This window comes from Streptococcus fermentans (assembly GCF_040888305.1).
GTDB classification, from domain to species: domain Bacteria; phylum Bacillota; class Bacilli; order Lactobacillales; family Streptococcaceae; genus Streptococcus; species Streptococcus fermentans.
The window spans coordinates 206,188-224,227 of the sequence record NZ_JBFNFG010000002.1 but is presented as its reverse complement, the minus strand read 5'-3'; the positions used below and the strand labels follow the sequence as shown (position 1 = coordinate 224,227).

The window sequence follows — 18,040 nt, the reverse complement described above, 5'->3', positions numbered from 1 at the left end:
TGAAAAAAGTTCTACAATTCTAATTTTAGACAAAGTAAATAGAAGTAGCCATAGCTATTTCTTATGCCAAGATATAACAAAGTTGTATTTGTAACCTATTCTAATAGGTGATACAATGAACCTAATGAAATCTTTGGAGGTCTAAATATGACTCGTGAATTTAAATTTGAAACTCTGCAATTGCATGCAGGTCAAGTGGTAGATGCTACTACCAAGTCTCGTGCTGTTCCAATTTACCAAACAACATCTTTTGTATTTGAAGATACACAAGAAGGTGCAGATCTTTTTGCCCTTCAAAAAGCTGGTAATATTTATACCCGTATCACTAACCCAACAACTTCAGCCTTTGAAGAGCGTATCGCAGCACTGGAAGGCGGTGTTGGTGCACTTGCAACAGCTTCTGGGATGGCAGCTCTTACCTACACAATTTTAGGACTGGCTCACGCAGGAGACCATGTGGTTGCAGCTTCAACTATTTACGGTGGTACCTTTAACCTGTTGAAAGAAACCCTTCCTCGCTATGGAATCACCACAACTTTTGTTGATATTGATAATCTAGAAGAGTTAGAAGCAGCGATTAAAGACAATACCAAGCTTGTTTTGATTGAAACCTTGGGTAATCCAGTTATTAATATTCCAGATATCGAAAAAATCGCTGAAATTGCTCATAATCACCAGATTCCTTTGGTCGCTGATAATACTTTTGCAACACCATATCTTATCAATGTCTTTTCTCATGGTGTTGATATTGCGGTTCACTCAGCAACTAAGTTTATCGGTGGTCACGGTACAACTATTGGTGGTGTCATCGTTGATAGCGGCAAATTTGACTGGGCTGCTTCAGGGAAATTCCCTCAATTAGTCGAAGAAGATCCAAGCTACCACAATATCAGTTATACTCGTGATGTTGGTGCTGCAGCCTTTATCGTTGCTGCTCGCGTGCAATTGCTTCGCGATATGGGAGCTGCCCTTTCACCATTTAACTCATTCTTGCTCTTACAAGGTCTTGAAACTCTTTCTCTTCGTGTTGAACGTCATGTTCAAAATGCTGAGAAAATCGTTGATTTCCTTGTAAACCATCCAAAGGTTGAAAAAGTCAACTATCCAAAACTTCCAGATAGTCCTTACCATGCCTTGGCTGAAAAATACTTACCAAAAGGTGTTGGTTCAATCTTTACTTTCCACGTTAAAGGTGGAGAAGCAGAAGCTCGTAAGGTGATTGACAACTTGGAAATCTTTTCAAACTTAGCCAATGTAGCAGATGCTAAATCATTGGTCGTTCATCCCGCGACTACAACACATGCTCAGTTGTCAGACTCTGATCTAGAAGCAGCAGGAGTAACTAAAAATCAAATCCGTCTCTCAATCGGTCTTGAAAATGTCGATGATTTGATTGAAGATTTGCGACTAGCGCTTGAAAAAATCTAAAAATAACTAGTTTTTATTGAATTAAGCATCCTTCTCACGAATAATAAAGTGAGGAGGATTTTTATGTACAGTATTTCATTTCAAGAAGATTCGCTCTTGCCAAGGGAACGCTTGGTGACAGAAGGAGTAGAGAGTTTGAGCAATCAGGAATTACTAGCCATTTTATTACGAACAGGAACTCGTCAATCTACCGTTTTTGAAATTGCACAGAAAGTATTGTCTCAATTGAACAGTTTAACTGAGTTAAAAAAAATGACCTTGCAAGAACTGCAGAGTTTATCAGGAATCGGGAGAGTAAAAGCTATTGAATTGCAAGCTATGATTGAGCTTGGAAGTCGTATTCACAAACATGAAACCATTGAGGCAGAGAGCATTCTGAGTAGTCAAAGACTGGCTAAAAAGATGCAACAAGAATTGGGAGATAAAAAACAAGAGCACCTAGTGGCGCTCTATCTGAATACACAAAATCAAATTATTCATCAGCAAACCATTTTTATTGGATCTGCTACTAGAAGTATTGCGGAACCAAGGGAAATTCTCCACTATGCCTTAAAGCATATGGCAACATCCGTGATTCTGGTTCATAATCATCCATCTGGTGCTGTTATGCCAAGTAGAAATGATGACCATGTTACGAAACTTGTTAAAGAAGCCTGCGAATTAATGGGTTTGGTCTTATTGGACCATCTCATTGTTTCACATTCCGATTATTTTAGTTACCGTGAGAAGACGGATCTGATTTAAAAAACCTGTATCATGTACAGGTTTTACAATTCATTGACGACATAGTCGAAAAGTGTTTTATCTTTGGGGCGATTTTCAAAAAGAAATTCCGGATGCCATTGAACACCGAGGTAAGGGAAACCATCAGTCGTTGTTACAGCCTCGATAATTCCATCTTTAGGATCATGAGCGACAACCTTTAGATTTGGAGCAAGGTCTTTAATGCTCTGATGATGGAAAGAGTTGATATGAGAGATTTCTCCATAGATTTCTCGAAGAATAGTATCAGGCTCGGTGACTAAACGTTGAGTTGTATACTCGGCTGAAGTATCCTGCCAATGATCTTCAATATCTTGATAAAGAGTTCCTCCCATGGCTACATTAAAGAGTTGAGTACCACGGCAGACAGAAAAAATCGGTTTCTTCTGTTTAATGGCTTCTTTTAAAAGAGCTAGCTCAAAAATATCTCTTTGAAGGTGGTAGTCATCGCTATCGATCGTTTTAGGTTCACCGTAGAACTTTGGATCGACATTTTGTCCACCAGTTAAAATGAGTTTATCAATCAAGCCAATGTAGTAACTGGCCATTTCTTGATCACCAATTGGTAGGATAATGGGAATTCCCCCAGCTTCCTTGACTCCTTCAACAAAGCCCTTTGCAGCATAGCTCATCATCAGCTCATCATCAGGATGAGCTTTTTCGTTTCCTGTAATCCCAATAACTGGTTTTTTCATAAATGCTTTCGCTTTCTAATCCTCTTTTCTCATGAAATAGAGGAGAGTTTGCAATTCACTAGTTAAATCCACATATTGAGCCACCACATCTTTTGGTAGTTGGAGATGAACGGGTGAAAAGCTTAAAATTCCTTTAATACCTGCTTCGACAAGGAGATTAGCTACTTCTTGTGATTTGACACTCGGAACAGTTAAGATTGCAGTTTTTACATCTGCATTTTTTATTTTATCCTTGATTTGGGAAATACCATAAATTGGAATTCCATCGGGCGTTTTCGTCCCAACTTCAGGATGGTCATCCAAATCAAAAGCCATAATAATTTTCATTTTGTTTCGTTCATGGAAACGGTAGTGAAGGAGAGCGTGCCCCATATTACCAATCCCCACTAACATAACATTCGTAATAGAATTATCATTTAGAAGATCAGCAAAAAACGTCATTAGTTTTTTGACATCGTAGCCAAATCCACGACGACCAAGTTCACCAAAGTAGGAAAAATCTCGTCTAACCGTAGCGGAATCAATACCAATGGCCTCGGCAATTTGTTTTGAGTTGGCTCTTTCAATCTTTTCTGCATGAAATCTTTTAAAGATACGATAATAAAGAGAAAGTCTCTTTGCTGTTGCTTTTGGAATAGCAGACTGTTTTTCTTTCACAAAATCACAACCTTTCTAAATACTATTTTATAGAAAGATTGTGAAAAAATCAACAAAAACAAGAAAAAACTAAGAAAATCTTAGTTTATCTTTGTAAAATCATAGTGAAATAGAAAACGATAGAGATCTCCCAGAAGACCTTGATAGATTTCTTCTCCCTTATAGGTAAGAGAAGTAATGACGGTCGTATCTGGAAGAGTCACACATCCTGAAAGTGACAGCATGAGTGCTTCGTAATCTTCGTATTCTAAAAGGCGATCGACTTGATAGGCATCCTTATAGTTTAATCGAAACATAGGGTCCCCCTATCTTTCACTTTTAGTGAAGACACCACGCTCAACAAGACTGTCCATCAAGAAGTAGAATTTCTCTTGGTGGATATGAGTTTCTTCTGACTTAAAGATATCAACCAAACGTAGACCAAATTTATCAGTGATGTTGATTTTGGCACCAGTTAAGTCTTTGTTGATGATAATCTTAAGTTGGAAACCTTCCCCACTATTTGGAACCTTCTCAAGAAGGCGTGTTAGTTCATAGTTACCAACCTTTGTTTCAAAAAAAGTGTTATCTTTTAGAGTAAACTTTTTGACAGTTGGACTGATTGTGTAATCGTAACGGCAATTTTTGAGACTAATAGTTTTTTCGAATGCCATTGAGTTATCCTCCAATGATTTCTTTTAGAGTTTGTGCGAGGGTGATCATTTCTTGCTCTGTGTTTTGAGGTGAAATGCTGACGCGAACGGATTCGTGTAAGCGAGGAGAGTCTTCTCCGTAGAAAGCCTGAAGAACATGACTAACCTGAACGACACCTGCAGTACAAGCAGAACCAGTTGAAATAGAAATCCCTTTAAGATCCAGACGAAGGAGTAGTAGATCATTACGTTGACCTGGAAATCCAATATTAAGGACATAAGGTAGCTGGTCTTTCCCTTGATTGAGGTAATAGTCTGTCTCAGCCATTTCCTTTAAGAAGGTGTCTTTTAGTTGTTGAACCTTTTTAAAGTTTTGTGCTTGGTTTTCAAGATCATCTTTTAGAGCTGCTACCATTCCTACAATGGCAGGAAGATTTTCTGTTCCTGCTCTTTTTTTCTGCTCTTGATCACCACCATGAAGGTAGGAATCAAAATCTGTAGATGCAGCATAGAGAAAACCAACTCCTTTTGGACCATAAAATTTGTGTGCAGAAGCACTGAGAAAATCAATTCCCAATTTTTCAGGAAGAATTTCTAATTTACCGACTGCCTGAACTGCATCGACATGATAGACGGCTGGATGATTTTTTAGAACCGCACCAATTTCAGCAATAGGTAATAGTGTACCAGTTTCATTATTGGCAAACATAGTAGAAACAAGAACGGTATCTTCACGAAGTGCATTTTTAACTTGGTCTGCAGTGATTTCTTGATGTTCAGGCTGTAAAATAGTCACTTCAAAACCGAAATTTTCAACCAAGTATTTGATGGGTTCTAGAACAGCATGGTGCTCAATCGCAGTAGTGATAATGTGCTTTCCATGATTTTGATGGCGAAGGCAGTAACCAATGATAGCAGTATTATTGCTTTCAGTGCCACCAGTGGTAAAGAATATATGTTGTGGCTTTGTTCCTAGTAAACTTGCTAGTTCTTGACGAGCTTCTCGTAATAGTTTACCTGCTTGACGCCCATGGCCGTGAATACTAGAAGGATTGCCATAAGTTTCTTGCATGACTTGAGTCATTGCTGAGATAGCTGCTGAAGACATGGGAGTCGTTGCAGCATTATCCAAATAAATCAAAAATTCACCTAATTTCTATTTAAATAGTGGACTAACTGGTTTTCTTTCGTGAATACGAACCATTGCATCACCAATCAATTCGCTAGCAGTGATGTATTGTACGTTTTTAGGTTTTTTACTTTCTGTCAAAACAGAATCTGTAACCAAGATTTCCTTGATATTTGTTGCATCCAACAACTCTGCAGCACCGTTAACGAAAAGTCCATGACTTGAAACTGCATAGATTTCAGTTGCTCCGTCGCGCTCTAGGATTTTAGCGGCTTCAGAGAAGGTACGACCAGTGTTAAGAATGTCATCAATCAAGATTGCCTTCTTACCTTCAACATCACCGATAATGTAACCTTGACTGCGTTCAGAATCATCTTGTGCATAATCAATGATTGCAATTGGTGCATCCAAATATTCTGCGAGACTACGAGCACGTTTTACACCCGAGTTTTTAGGACTAACAACAACAACATCTGAACCAGTCAAACCTTTATCGCAGTAGTGTTTTGCAAAAAGTGGAATTGTATAGAGGTTATCTACAGGAATGTCAAAGAAACCTTGAACCTGAACAGCATGAAGATCAAGAGTCAATACACGACTAACTCCGGCTTTTACCAACATATTAGCAACAAGTTTAGCTGTAAGTGGCTCGCGAGAAGAAGCGATACGGTCTTGGCGAGCGTAGCCGAAGTATGGAAGTACAACGTTAATGGTATTAGCACTAGCACGAACACAAGCATCAACCATAATCAAGAGTTCCATCAAGTGGTTATTTACTGGATAACTAGTTGATTGGATGATATAAACATCGTATCCACGAACACTTTCTTCAATGTTAACTTGGATTTCACCATCTGAAAATTGACGTGAAGATACTTTTCCAAGTGGAACACCCGCAGCATCTGCGATTCTTTGAGCAATTTCCTGGTTGGAAGATAGTGCGAAAAGTTTCATGTTTTTTGTATCTGACATTGATAAACCGTCCTCTTTAAACTAAGTGAATCGGTGTTGTGGAACACTTTTAGTGATAAGTGTTCGCTACAACAGATTCTATTATTTTTCATCCCTTTTATTTTATCAAAAAAAGAAGATTATTTCAGTATTTTTTCATATTTTCTATAAAACGAACCAATTTTGAAGGAGCTTTTTTGTAATGGATTTCATTGACTTGTAAAAATTCTTGAAAATCAAGGCTACCTTGCTTACCATCTTCTACTTCTAATTCAAGTTCATAGTCAACAATATCGAAGTAGTGACTTTGATCAAGAGCCATAAGTCCGATAGGAGTTTCCTTTTCATAACGAATCGTTGTTAAGCAACCTAAAACTGTCCAATCACTTGGTGATATACCGCGGGACAGGAGTTCGTCAAGAATCATTCCTTGAGGAAGTTTACATTCTTTCAGACAATGGTTGGCCCCTTCAAGACTGATAGCTTGATTATACTCCATATTTCCAACTGCTTGAGGAATTTTTATGGTCAACTCAGCGCTATTTTCAAAAGTACGAATGCGCATGACAATTTTGTGTTGACGAAGGTAAAAATCAGGCGTGTCTAGGTAGTAATTTTTTTGTGTAACTGGTGTGACTTCTAAAAATTGAGCTTGCAATCGGTTATATTCTTCTTCACTAAGAAGTGTTTTCATTTCAATTTCTAAATGTTTCATTTTTTTTACTTTTTCCTTATCTTTGAAAGCGATTGTATGGTATAATAAGCATTGTATTTATTGTATAAGATTTTTCCTAGAAAATCAAAAACTAGATAAATCGAAGTGTATAGAGAATTGGATGAAAAAGATATATGATTACAGAATGGGAAGAATTTTTAGATCCTTACATTCAGGCTGTCGGAGAGCTGAAGATAAAACTCCGAGGTATTCGAAAACAATACCGCAAACAAAATAAACATTCTCCAATTGAGTTTGTAACTGGTCGAGTCAAACCGATCGAAAGTATAAAAGAAAAAATGGCTCGTCGAGGGATTGGATACGATACGTTGGAACAGGACTTGCAAGATATTGCAGGTTTACGCGTCATGGTTCAATTTGTAGATGACGTGAGCGAGGTTGTTGCCATCCTTCGTAAGAGGCAAGACATGAGAGTGGTACAAGAACGTGACTACATTACTCATCGAAAGGCTTCAGGCTATCGTTCTTACCATTTGATTATTGAGTATACAGTTGATACGATCAATGGGGCAAGAACGATTCTGGTGGAGATTCAGATTCGTACTTTGGCTATGAATTTCTGGGCTACCATCGAGCATTCTCTCAATTATAAATATCAAGGGGATTTTCCAGAAGAAATTAAGAAACGCTTGGAAATCACAGCAAGAATCTCTCACCAATTGGATGAAGAAATGAGTAAAATTCGTGATGATATCCAGGAAGCACAGGCGCTCTTTGATCCATTGCATAGAAAGTTAAATGACGGGGTAGGTAATAGTGACGATACCGATGAAGAATACAGGTAAACGAATTGATCTAATCGCTAATCGCAAACCTCAAAGTCAACGAGTCTTATATGAATTAAGAGATCGATTAAAAAAGAATAACTTTATATTAAATGATAAACATCCCGATATCGTGATTTCCATAGGTGGGGATGGGATGCTTTTGTCTGCTTTTCACAAGTATGAAGACCAGCTGGATAAGGTTCGCTTCGTTGGTGTTCACACGGGTCATTTGGGCTTCTATACGGACTACCGTGATTTTGAACTAGATCAATTGCTTACTAATTTACAGTTGGATACTGGGGCTCGTGTGTCTTACCCGCTTTTAAATGTAAAGATTTTTTTGGAAAATGGAGAAGTGAAAATTTTCCGAGCTTTGAATGAGACTAGCATTCGGAGAGCTGATAGGACTATGGTTGCCGATATTATCATTAACCAAGTGCCATTTGAACGTTTTAGAGGAGATGGCCTGACGGTATCGACGCCAACTGGGAGTACAGCCTATAATAAATCTCTTGGTGGAGCTGTTTTGCATCCTACTATTGAGGCCCTACAATTAACAGAAATTGCGAGTCTCAACAATCGTGTCTACCGAACCTTAGGTTCGTCTATCATTGTGCCTAAGAAGGATAAGATTGAATTAATACCGACTCGCAATGATTATCATACGATTTCTGTTGACAATAGCATTTATTCTTACCGTAATATTGAAAGAATAGAATACCAAATAGACCACCACAAGATTCACTTTGTCGCAACACCAAGCCATACTAGTTTTTGGAATCGTGTCAAGGATGCCTTTATTGGTGAGGTGGATGAATGAGGTTTGAATTTATTGCTGACGAACATGTCAAGGTAAAGACCTTTTTAAAAAAACACGAAGTCTCGAAAGGTTTACTTGCCAAAATCAAGTTTCGAGGTGGAGATATTCGCGTAAACGGTCATCCACAAAATGCAACCTATATCTTAGATATTGGGGATGTGGTTGTCATCGACATTCCTCCTGAGGAAGGTTTCGAGACACTGGAAGCCATTGATTATCCACTGGATATTCTGTTTGAAGATGATCATTTCTTGATTTTAAACAAACCCTTTGGTGTGGCCTCGATTCCTAGTGTCAATCATTCCAATACCATCGCTAACTTTATCAAGGGCTATTATGTGAATCAGAACTACGAAAATCAACAGGTTCACATTGTAACCAGACTAGATCGCGATACTTCGGGTCTCATGCTTTTTGCTAAACACGGGTATGCCCACGCTAGACTAGACAAGCAGTTGCAAAAGAAAGCCATTGAAAAGCGCTATTTTGCTCTGGTTAAAGGAGATGGGTTTCTGGAACCTCAAGGTGAAATTATTGCCCCGATTGCCCGTGACGAAGATTCCATTATCACTAGACGAGTGGCAAAAGGTGGCAAGTATGCCCATACTTCCTATCGCATAGTGCAGTCTTATGGCAATATTCATCTAGTTGATATTCGACTACATACGGGAAGGACACACCAGATTCGTGTTCATTTCTCCCATATCGGTTTCCCTTTGCTTGGCGATGACCTCTATGGTGGTAGTCTTGAACATGGCATAGAGCGTCAAGCTCTGCATTGCCATTACTTATCGTTTTATCATCCTTTTCTTGAAGAGCAGTTGGAGATGGAAAGTCCACTGCCGGATGATTTTAAGAATCTTATAACTCAGTTATCAAATAATAATTTATCTAAAAAGGAGTAAAAACTCATGGAAATTTTTGAAAGTTTAAAAGCCAACCTAGTTGGTAAAAATGCACGTATTGTTTTGCCTGAAGGTGAAGAACCACGTATTCTTCAAGCTACAAAACGCATCGTAAAAGAAACAGAAGTTATCCCTGTCCTACTAGGAAATCCTGATAAAATTAAAATCTATCTTGAAATCGAAGGAATCATGGATGGTTATGAAGTAATTGACCCAGCACATTATCCTCAATTTGAAGAAATGGTAGCATCACTTGTAGAACGTCGTAAAGGAAAAATGACTGAAGAAGAAGCGCGTGAAATCTTGGTTAAAGACGTGAACTATTTTGGTGTTATGTTGGTTTACATGGGCTTGGTAGATGGAATGGTTTCAGGAGCTATTCACTCTACTGCGGCAACTGTTCGCCCAGCCCTTCAAATCATTAAAACTCGTCCGAATGTTAGCCGTACTTCAGGTGCCTTCCTCATGGTTCGTGGTACTGAACGTTACCTCTTTGGTGACTGTGCCATCAATATCAATCCTGATGCTGAAGCTTTGGCAGAGATTGCGATTAACTCTGCAATTACAGCTAAGATGTTTGGTATCGAACCAAAAATTGCTATGCTAAGCTATTCAACTAAAGGTTCTGGTTTTGGTGAAAGCGTTGATAAGGTCGTTGAAGCAACTAAGATTGCTCATGATCTTCGTCCTGACCTTGAAATCGATGGGGAATTGCAATTTGATGCTGCCTTCGTTCCAGAAACTGCTGCTCTTAAGGCGCCAGGAAGCAAGGTTGCTGGACAAGCAAACGTCTTTATCTTCCCAGGTATCGAAGCAGGAAATATTGGCTACAAGATGGCAGAACGTCTCGGTGGCTTTGCAGCAGTTGGTCCAGTATTGCAAGGTTTGAACAAACCAGTTAATGACCTTTCACGTGGATGTAACTCAGACGACGTCTTCAAACTTACTCTTATCACAGCAGCCCAAGCTGTACACCAATAAAATACAAGATAGCTCCTTTTCTGTTAAAGGAGCTTTTCAAGTAGGGAGAATTCAAACTGGTTATTAAAAGGTGATAGGAATATCGGCTTTTGTTAATACTCGGTGAAGTTTATAGATCAAACCTATAGATACCCAAAGACCTAGTTGGGACCATAGTCAATACTGCCAGTTCTATAGAAATTAGCTCCTGCAATCTTTTGAATGACTATTTATTTTTTACTACTTAATGTTCAGAAAGGAGCATTTAGATTTGAAATATAAGTATTTACTCTTCGACCTCGACCACACCTTACTTGATTTTGATGCTGCAGAAGACATTGCCTTATCGCACCTCCTAAAAGAAGAAGGAGTAAAGGATATCCAAGCCTACAAAGATTACTATATTCCTATGAACAAGGCTCTTTGGAAGGATTTAGAGCAGAAAAAGATCACAAAATCAGAATTGATTAACACTCGTTTTTCAAGGTTGTTTGCTCACTTTGGCATTGAAAATGATGGTTCCTACTTAGCGAAGCGCTATCAGTTTTTTCTATCTAAACAAGGTCAAACTTTTCCAGGTGTCGAAGATTTATTAAAAAAATTGATAAGTCAAGGTTATGAGCTTTATGCTGCAACAAATGGGATTACCTTTATTCAAACAGGTCGTCTAGAACAATCTGGAATCGCACCATATTTCAAGGAAATTTTTATATCAGAACAACTCCATACTCAAAAACCAGATGCTGAGTTCTATGAAAAAATTGGAGCTTGTATCCCTAACTTTGATAAAAACTATGCCCTTATGATTGGTGATTCTTTGTCAGCTGATATTCAGGGTGGGAAAAATGCTGGAATTGATACTGTCTGGTACAACCCTCATCATCTGGAAAATAAGACCCAAGCCCATCCGACTTATGAAGTTGACTCTTATCAGGCTTTGCTTGATTGCTTGGAGCTATTTTAAAATTGGAACATTTAAACGATACTGAAAAACTTGAGGACATGGAGTTCAGGGATTTTTTGGTATAACTTGAAAACGCTTTATTTCTTTGATATAATGAATCATACAAGGATATAATTACAAGTTAAACGACTTAAATTGGTAGAACAAAACTAATATAGGAGCAAATCAGTATGATATTGAAAAGTAATAAAAGAGCCATAAACTTCATGTTGATGTTAATAAGTGCTTGTTGCTGCCTTATTTGTCTAAGTGCCTGTCAGTCAAATAAGGTAAATTCGGTAGATGATTATAAAATGGCTATCTGGGATAGCGATAAAATAGCTGTCTTTGATGATTATGATTTAAATGAGTTCAAGGATAATATATCTAGAAAAGAAAAATATATCTATTGGGCAGAAAGTTTTTCGGAAGCAGGATCCTATTCAACTGCAAAAACAAAAGACACACCTGCTCTAAAAAGATATGTATCTAGAATTAATAAGGAAAATTTAAGTGAAACGTTTAAATTAGCAGAAGGAAATGATGCATACGCATCTATAACAGATGGGGATTATTTATATGCGACTGCTGTCTTTACAGATAGAATTGAATTTTATAAATATGATAATAATTTAGAGGTTGTCACTAATGTTACCGTGAAAAATGATGGTCAGCTGAATGCCAGTCAACAGTTTGTTATTGTAGATGATTATTTATACTTACTTGTAACCACATTGGATTTGTCTACTCAAGTTCCTAATGCCGAAATTTGGAAAATGGATAAAGAATTCAACATCGTCGAAAAATATAATCTTGATGAAACATCAGCATATATGAGAATGGTTAATGTAGATGATGTCTTGTATATTGTGGAAGCACTTAGTGGGCGTAATTCTGATGGAGAATATAAGTCAGGAAATAAATTATTGGTTTTTGATTTAAAGAGTCAAAACAAGAATTATATCGATATTCCTGAAAAGTATCCAACAAATATTCACTATGATGCTAAAAATAATCAATTGATTATAGAGAATGAGGGATTGTATAATGGCGAATTTTCCTTTACTACAGTCAATCTAGACAATTTAGAAAAAGATATTATTCATCTGGAAGGCTTTAGTACAGAACAATATACTGCACCGTATTTTACATTTAAAGATAACATCTATTATTTTTTATTCAATGATTCTCTGGTAAAATATGATATTGTTGATAAGAAACAAACAGTTATCAGTTTAGAAAATTATAAGATAAAAGATGCCCATTATTTGATTGTTAAATAGTTTACTAATTGAGTGAAAATCAAAAATGAAAAAAATCTTTAAACTGTACTTAAGTATGGTTCTAGTAATCTCTCCTTATCTCTGGCTAAGGGGAGATTTAATCTAGTTTGTTGTCAGCATAGATTTACAAGGTATTTGAAAAGTCCTGCAAGGAAAAAATTTGAAAGAGATCATGATAGTTTTTTTGTAATGATTAGTTATCTTTCTGTTTATTCTGAATAATAGATTCTTTGCATAACTTTACAAAATATTTAGAACTTTTTAAAAGTAGATAGGAGTCTATAAATTATGGGAACATGGGATGCAACGATTTTTGGAAATGACACCTCCTTAGATATTAAAGAAGAATTTTTCGAGAGATACAATCAAGGAGAAGATGCAAATACAATTAAAAATGACTTGACGTCGGATTTATACGATGACGATATATATGATGTCTTGTTCGCCTTAGCACATTGTTTATGGGAAGTTGGACAATTAGATGACGAATTCTTACTTGAAATTAAAGAAATCATTCTCAACAAAGAGGATTTAGAACTTGCCCAAGAATTGGGTGCAGATAGTGAATTTTTAGAACAAAGAAGTGAAAATCTAGAAAAGTTTTTAGAAAAAATAAGTGTCAAAAAAGAAAAGCCCAAAAAGAGAATTGCTCCGCCTGTTCCTGTAGAAAGCAAATATAGGAACGGTGCTGTGATGTTGTTTCAGTATGAAGATGGTATGTATGGTGCTTTGATAGCGGTAGATGGAGCTTTCTTTGATAGGGAAACCTATTATGCTTATCTGCAGACTGATATTAAAATGACCAGAAAACCCACTATGGAAGATGTGCGATCAGCACGAATTCTCGATCCAAGTTTTCATAGTGCAGAATACAATTCATTTCGTGACTCTAAGTATTACTACTCTTTTGTAAATTGTATTTCAGGCTATTTAAAAAGTACAGCAACTAAAAAATTTGAAAAATACAATGATAGTGTTTTTGAAATTATAGGCTATCTTTCAGATTGGGGGAGTTGCTGTAGCGCGGCTTCTGGAGGATTTGATTACTATAAACAAAAATCAAGTGATGAGTTTAAGATAAGCGTTGTAAAGGAATTGAATAAAAGATTTGATGAAAAACTTAATACTCGAACAAAATTGATTATTGATGAAATCGACAAAGAATTTATCCTTTCTAATACGAGAAAAGGTCTTGAATAAAGGCTCTTTAGTATAAATTCTCTAAAAAACTTCTCAAATCTCAATAGATACTTTTCAAAGTGGTTTAGATAGCCACTTTTTGCTATAATAGAGACAGTATTAACGAAGGAGTTGACTATGGAACACTCATCTTGGCATGCTTTGATTAAAGAGCAATTACCTGAGGGTTATTTTGGGAAAATCAATCACTTTATGGAGCGGGTTTATACTCAAGGAACTGTATATCCTCCTAAAGAAAAGGTTTTTCAGGCTCTTATAACAACTCCTCTGGAAGAGGTTAAGGTAGTGATTCTAGGTCAAGATCCCTATCATGGGCCTGGTCAAGCTCAGGGCTTGAGTTTTTCTGTACCCAATGCTATTCCAGCGCCACCTTCCTTGCAAAACATTCTCAAAGAGCTTTCAGATGATATTGGAGTTAAGAATTCACATGATTTAACTACTTGGGCCGAGCAGGGAGTCTTGCTTCTCAATGCTTGCTTGACGGTTCCTGCTGGTCAAGCAAATGGTCATGCTGGGCAGATATGGGAACCTTTTACAGATGCTGTAATCAAGGTTGTCAATAATATTGATAGACCCGTAGTTTTTGTACTTTGGGGTGCATATGCACGTAAGAAGAAATCCTTGGTTACAAATCCTCAGCACTTGATTATCGAATCAGCCCACCCAAGTCCTCTTTCAGTTTACAGAGGATTTTGGGGTTCCAAACCATTTTCAAAAACAAATGCATTCTTAAAAGAAAGTGGACAAGAGCCAATAGATTGGCTTAGATAAGGAGAGAATATGCCTCAGTTAGCGACAATTTGCTACATTGATAACGGGAAAGAGCTGCTCATGCTTCATCGCAATAAAAAGCCTAATGATGTCCATCAAGGGAAATGGATTGGTGTAGGTGGAAAGTTAGAACGGGGGGAAACTCCACAAGAATGTGCTGCTCGTGAAATTCTTGAAGAAACTGGTCTAAAAGCAAAACCAGTATTAAAAGGAGTTATCACCTTTCCAGAGTTTACACCAGACCTTGACTGGTACACCTATGTATTTAAAGTAACTGAGTTTGAAGGTGAGTTGATTGACTGTAATGAAGGGACCTTAGAATGGGTTCCTTACGATGAGGTTTTAAGTAAGCCGACCTGGGAAGGGGACCATACCTTTGTAGAGTGGCTTTTAGAAGATAAACCCTTCTTTTCAGCTAAATTTGTCTATGATGGTGATAAATTATTGGATACCCAAGTGGATTTCTACGAATAAAGGAGTAAAGCGATGTTAGTAATCAAAAACGGCCGTGTAATGGATCCTAAGTCTGGTTTGGATCAAGTGTGTGATGTCTTGGTCCAAGATGGGAAAATTGTCAAAATTGCGTTTGAGATCACGGAAGAAGGAGCAGAAATCATAGATGCTACTGGTCTTGTAGTTGCGCCTGGATTGGTGGATATCCATGTTCATTTCCGTGAACCTGGTCAAACTCATAAAGAAGACATTCATACAGGAGCACTAGCAGCAGCTGCAGGTGGATTTACAACTGTCGTTATGATGGCTAATACCAATCCAACCATCTCAGATGTTGAGACTTTGCAGGAAGTTCTTCAATCTGCGGCAAAGGAAAAGATCAACGTTAAATCTGTAGCAACAATTACCAAGAACTTTAATGGCCAAGATTTGACAGATTTTAAGTCGCTTTTAGAAGCTGGAGCTGTTGGATTTTCTGATGATGGGATTCCACTTGAAAGCAGTAAAGTGGTCAAGGAAGCCATGGAAGAGGCTAAAAAGTTAAACACCTTTATCAGTCTGCACGAAGAAGATCCTGGACTGAATGGTACGCTAGGTTTTAATGAAAACATTGCTAAAGAACATTTCCATATTTGCGGCGCTACAGGGGTAGCAGAATACGCTATGATAGCTCGCGATGTCATGATTGCCTATGCAACCAAGGCTCATGTTCATATCCAGCATTTGTCAAAAGAAGAAAGTGTCAAAGTTGTGGAGTTTGCTCAAAATATGGGAGCAAACGTAACTGCAGAAGTAGCACCGCAGCATTTTTCTAAGACTGAAGCTCTTCTCTTGACGAAAGGAAGTAACGCTAAGATGAATCCACCTCTTCGTCTGGAGTCTGACCGTCGAGCAGTTATTGAAGGGCTTAAATCTGGAGTCATATCTGTCATTGCTACTGACCACGCGCCTCACCATGCTGATGAAAAGAATGTCGAAGATATTACCAAAGCTCCATCAGGTATGACAGGTTTAGAAACTTCTTTGTCACTCGGTTTAACTTACTTAGTCGAAGCTGGTGAGCTAACCCTGATGGAATTATTAGAAAAAATGACAGTAAACCCAGCCAAATTGTATAATTTTGAAGCAGGATATTTGGCTGAAAACGGCCCAGCTGATATTACAATTTTCGATGATAAAGCTGACCGAATCGTTGATACGCATTTTGCTTCTAAAGCAGCTAATTCACCATTCATTGGTGAACAATTAAAAGGGCAGGTTAAATATACTATCTGTATGGGACAAATCGTTTATCAAGCAGATTAGGAGCTTGAGGATGAATTATTTTCGTAAATTTAGAAATCGTAAACGAAATGCTTGCCATGGAGTATATTGTCCAGCTGCTAACCGTGCTAAAATTCAGTATGAAACCAAGGAAAAAGCTGATCATGCTGTAGAGTATGATAATGGTGGCTTGGTTAGAAGCTATTATTGCGCCTCATGTAATTGCTGGCACACGACATCAAAAACTAGTAATCCACCTTTGAGCTTGAGAAAATACGGATTAAAGCTTTTTGGCTTGGATGAAAAGGAGTAGAAAGAGTAGGTATGCATTCAACAGAAACTATTAAAGGCAAAATCATCTTATTTTTAAAAATTTTCTTTCCTATTTTAATTTATCAATTCGCTAATTATTCCGCATCTTTTGTCGATACCACGATGACGGGCCAATATAATACTCTCGATCTAGCGGGTGTTTCAATTGCAACTAGTTTATGGAATCCTTTCTTTACTTTTTTAACTGGAATCGTCTCAGCCTTGGTCCCTATTATTGGTCACCATTTGGGACAAGGAAAAAAGAAAGAAGTTTCTTCGGATTTTTATCAATTTCTTTATTTGGCTTTAGCCTTATCTATCGTACTTTTTGTCTTGGTTTTCTTTTTAGCACCAATTGTGTTACAATTCATGGGACTGGAAGTGGCTGTATCCAGCGTTGCCATACGTTATCTATGGCTCTTAGCCATCGGTATTATTCCTCTCTTACTTTTTAGTGTTATTCGTTCGCTACTTGATACGCTAGGACTGACAAAATTGTCTATGTATCTCATGCTTCTTTTACTTCCTTTAAATAGTGGATTTAACTATTTACTAATATATGGAGCTTTTGGTTTTCCTGAGTTAGGAGGTGCAGGAGCAGGTCTAGGGACTTCCCTTGCCTACTGGGCTTTGTTGCTGATTTCGGTTTTGGTCTTGTTAAAGCATAAAAAGCTCAAGGAATATCAACTCCAAAAACCTATGCCTCTACAAATCAAAAAAATCAAGGAAGCTATTTATCTTGGTCTACCAATTGGTGGGACGGTATTTGCTGAAGTAGCCATTTTTTCAGTTGTTGGTTTGATTATGGCGAAATTCTCATCACTTATTATTGCCAGTCATCAGTCAGCTATGAACTTTTCAAATCTGATGTATGCTTTTCCTATGAGTATTTCAACTGCCATGGCCATTGTGATTTCTTATGAGGTAGGAGCTAAACGATTAGACGATGCTAAACAGTATATCCACATTGGTCGTTTAACAGCTATGGTGTTTGCAGTTTTAACACTTAGTTTTCTTTACATCTATCGTGAAAATGTAGCCAGACTATATGGTCAAGATCAAGAATTTATCCAACTAACAGCTTCTTTTATGACTTATAGCTTGTTCTTCCAGTTAGCTGATACCTTTGCGGCACCTTTGCAAGGGATTTTAAGAGGTTACAAGGATACGATTGTTCCTTTTTGCCTTGGTCTTCTTGGATACTGGGGTGTTGGGATTCCGCTTGGGTTATATCTTGATTATTCGACTAGTTTAGGTGCGTACTCCTATTGGATTGCTCTCATCATTAGTTTAATGGTAAGTGGAATTCTCTATCAGTGGCGTTTACAAGTTATTATGAAAAGATTCAAATGATTTGTTGAGAAATAATGAAA

General features: G+C 37.5%; 21 protein-coding genes. 14 read left to right on the top strand and 7 right to left on the bottom strand.

Annotated elements, in window-relative coordinates; all coding sequences use genetic code 11:
• Window positions 1-147 precede the first annotated feature (147 nt).
• Entirely contained in the window at window positions 148-1,428 is a 1,281-nt protein-coding gene (locus AB2B50_RS03430) for an O-acetylhomoserine aminocarboxypropyltransferase/cysteine synthase family protein (protein WP_320692443.1), read from the top strand.
• A 63-nt stretch (window positions 1,429-1,491) separates the two neighbouring features.
• Window positions 1,492-2,172, top strand: a complete 681-nt coding sequence (gene radC / locus AB2B50_RS03425; protein WP_000286951.1) for a RadC family protein — start codon at window positions 1,492-1,494, stop codon at window positions 2,170-2,172.
• Window positions 2,173-2,195: 23 nt separating this feature from the next.
• Here radC and AB2B50_RS03420 read toward each other — a convergent pair whose 3' ends face one another.
• The 7 genes from AB2B50_RS03420 to AB2B50_RS03390 form a co-directional block, all read right to left on the bottom strand.
• Entirely contained in the window at window positions 2,196-2,885 is a 690-nt protein-coding gene (locus AB2B50_RS03420) for a gamma-glutamyl-gamma-aminobutyrate hydrolase family protein (protein ID WP_320692442.1), read from the bottom strand.
• Between the two features lie 15 nt (window positions 2,886-2,900).
• A complete protein-coding gene (locus AB2B50_RS03415) occupies window positions 2,901-3,542 on the bottom strand; it encodes a redox-sensing transcriptional repressor Rex (protein WP_000660647.1) in 642 nt (213 codons plus the stop codon).
• 80 nt (window positions 3,543-3,622) lie between these two features.
• On the bottom strand, window positions 3,623-3,838 hold the full coding sequence (locus tag AB2B50_RS03410) for a DUF4649 family protein (protein WP_045762950.1): 216 nt from the start codon (window positions 3,836-3,838) through the stop codon (window positions 3,623-3,625).
• 9 nt (window positions 3,839-3,847) lie between these two features.
• A complete protein-coding gene (locus AB2B50_RS03405) occupies window positions 3,848-4,195 on the bottom strand; it encodes a DUF1831 domain-containing protein (protein WP_311522277.1) in 348 nt (115 codons plus the stop codon).
• A gap of 4 nt (window positions 4,196-4,199) precedes the next feature.
• Entirely contained in the window at window positions 4,200-5,315 is a 1,116-nt protein-coding gene (locus tag AB2B50_RS03400) for a cysteine desulfurase family protein (RefSeq protein ID WP_320692441.1), read from the bottom strand.
• 15 nt (window positions 5,316-5,330) lie between these two features.
• Window positions 5,331-6,275 (bottom strand): ribose-phosphate diphosphokinase, encoded by a 945-nt coding sequence (locus AB2B50_RS03395; RefSeq protein WP_320692440.1) that lies wholly within the window; start codon window positions 6,273-6,275, stop codon window positions 5,331-5,333.
• A gap of 124 nt (window positions 6,276-6,399) precedes the next feature.
• Window positions 6,400-6,969, bottom strand: coding sequence for a CYTH domain-containing protein (locus AB2B50_RS03390; protein ID WP_320692439.1), 570 nt, complete (start codon window positions 6,967-6,969; stop codon window positions 6,400-6,402).
• A 134-nt stretch (window positions 6,970-7,103) separates the two neighbouring features.
• On the opposite strand from AB2B50_RS03390, the gene AB2B50_RS03385 reads away from it, so the two are divergent.
• The 12 genes from AB2B50_RS03385 (at window position 7,104) to AB2B50_RS03330 (ending at window position 18,020) form a co-directional block, all read left to right on the top strand.
• Window positions 7,104-7,775: a GTP diphosphokinase gene (locus AB2B50_RS03385; RefSeq protein ID WP_000627444.1), complete on the top strand. Its 672-nt coding sequence runs from the start codon at window positions 7,104-7,106 to the stop codon at window positions 7,773-7,775.
• Window positions 7,759-8,577 (top strand): NAD kinase, encoded by an 819-nt coding sequence (locus AB2B50_RS03380; RefSeq protein ID WP_320692438.1) that lies wholly within the window; start codon window positions 7,759-7,761, stop codon window positions 8,575-8,577. The genes AB2B50_RS03385 and AB2B50_RS03380 overlap by 17 nt, the downstream gene beginning before the upstream one ends.
• Window positions 8,574-9,482, top strand: a complete 909-nt coding sequence (locus AB2B50_RS03375; protein WP_320692437.1) for an RluA family pseudouridine synthase — start codon at window positions 8,574-8,576, stop codon at window positions 9,480-9,482. Before AB2B50_RS03380 ends, AB2B50_RS03375 begins: the two co-directional genes overlap by 4 nt.
• A gap of 6 nt (window positions 9,483-9,488) precedes the next feature.
• On the top strand, window positions 9,489-10,463 hold the full coding sequence (gene pta, locus AB2B50_RS03370; RefSeq protein ID WP_320692436.1) for a phosphate acetyltransferase: 975 nt from the start codon (window positions 9,489-9,491) through the stop codon (window positions 10,461-10,463).
• 250 nt (window positions 10,464-10,713) lie between these two features.
• Window positions 10,714-11,406, top strand: a complete 693-nt coding sequence (pynA, locus tag AB2B50_RS03365; RefSeq protein ID WP_320692435.1) for a pyrimidine 5'-nucleotidase PynA — start codon at window positions 10,714-10,716, stop codon at window positions 11,404-11,406.
• A gap of 293 nt (window positions 11,407-11,699) precedes the next feature.
• On the top strand, window positions 11,700-12,668 hold the full coding sequence (locus AB2B50_RS03360) for a hypothetical protein (protein ID WP_320692434.1): 969 nt from the start codon (window positions 11,700-11,702) through the stop codon (window positions 12,666-12,668).
• Window positions 12,669-12,956: 288 nt separating this feature from the next.
• On the top strand, window positions 12,957-13,868 hold the full coding sequence (locus AB2B50_RS03355) for a hypothetical protein (RefSeq protein WP_320692433.1): 912 nt from the start codon (window positions 12,957-12,959) through the stop codon (window positions 13,866-13,868).
• Between the two features lie 117 nt (window positions 13,869-13,985).
• Complete coding sequence (locus AB2B50_RS03350) at window positions 13,986-14,639, top strand: uracil-DNA glycosylase (RefSeq protein ID WP_320692432.1); 654 nt, start codon at window positions 13,986-13,988, stop codon at window positions 14,637-14,639.
• Window positions 14,640-14,648: 9 nt separating this feature from the next.
• Window positions 14,649-15,113 (top strand): NUDIX hydrolase, encoded by a 465-nt coding sequence (locus tag AB2B50_RS03345; RefSeq protein ID WP_045762938.1) that lies wholly within the window; start codon window positions 14,649-14,651, stop codon window positions 15,111-15,113.
• Window positions 15,114-15,125: 12 nt separating this feature from the next.
• Window positions 15,126-16,397, top strand: a complete 1,272-nt coding sequence (locus tag AB2B50_RS03340; protein WP_320692431.1) for a dihydroorotase — start codon at window positions 15,126-15,128, stop codon at window positions 16,395-16,397.
• 10 nt (window positions 16,398-16,407) lie between these two features.
• Window positions 16,408-16,668: a hypothetical protein gene (locus AB2B50_RS03335; protein ID WP_320692430.1), complete on the top strand. Its 261-nt coding sequence runs from the start codon at window positions 16,408-16,410 to the stop codon at window positions 16,666-16,668.
• A gap of 11 nt (window positions 16,669-16,679) precedes the next feature.
• Window positions 16,680-18,020 carry an MATE family efflux transporter gene (locus tag AB2B50_RS03330; protein ID WP_320692429.1) on the top strand — a complete coding sequence of 447 codons (1,341 nt, stop codon included), beginning with the start codon at window positions 16,680-16,682 and terminating at the stop codon, window positions 18,018-18,020.
• Window positions 18,021-18,040: the final 20 nt, after the last annotated feature.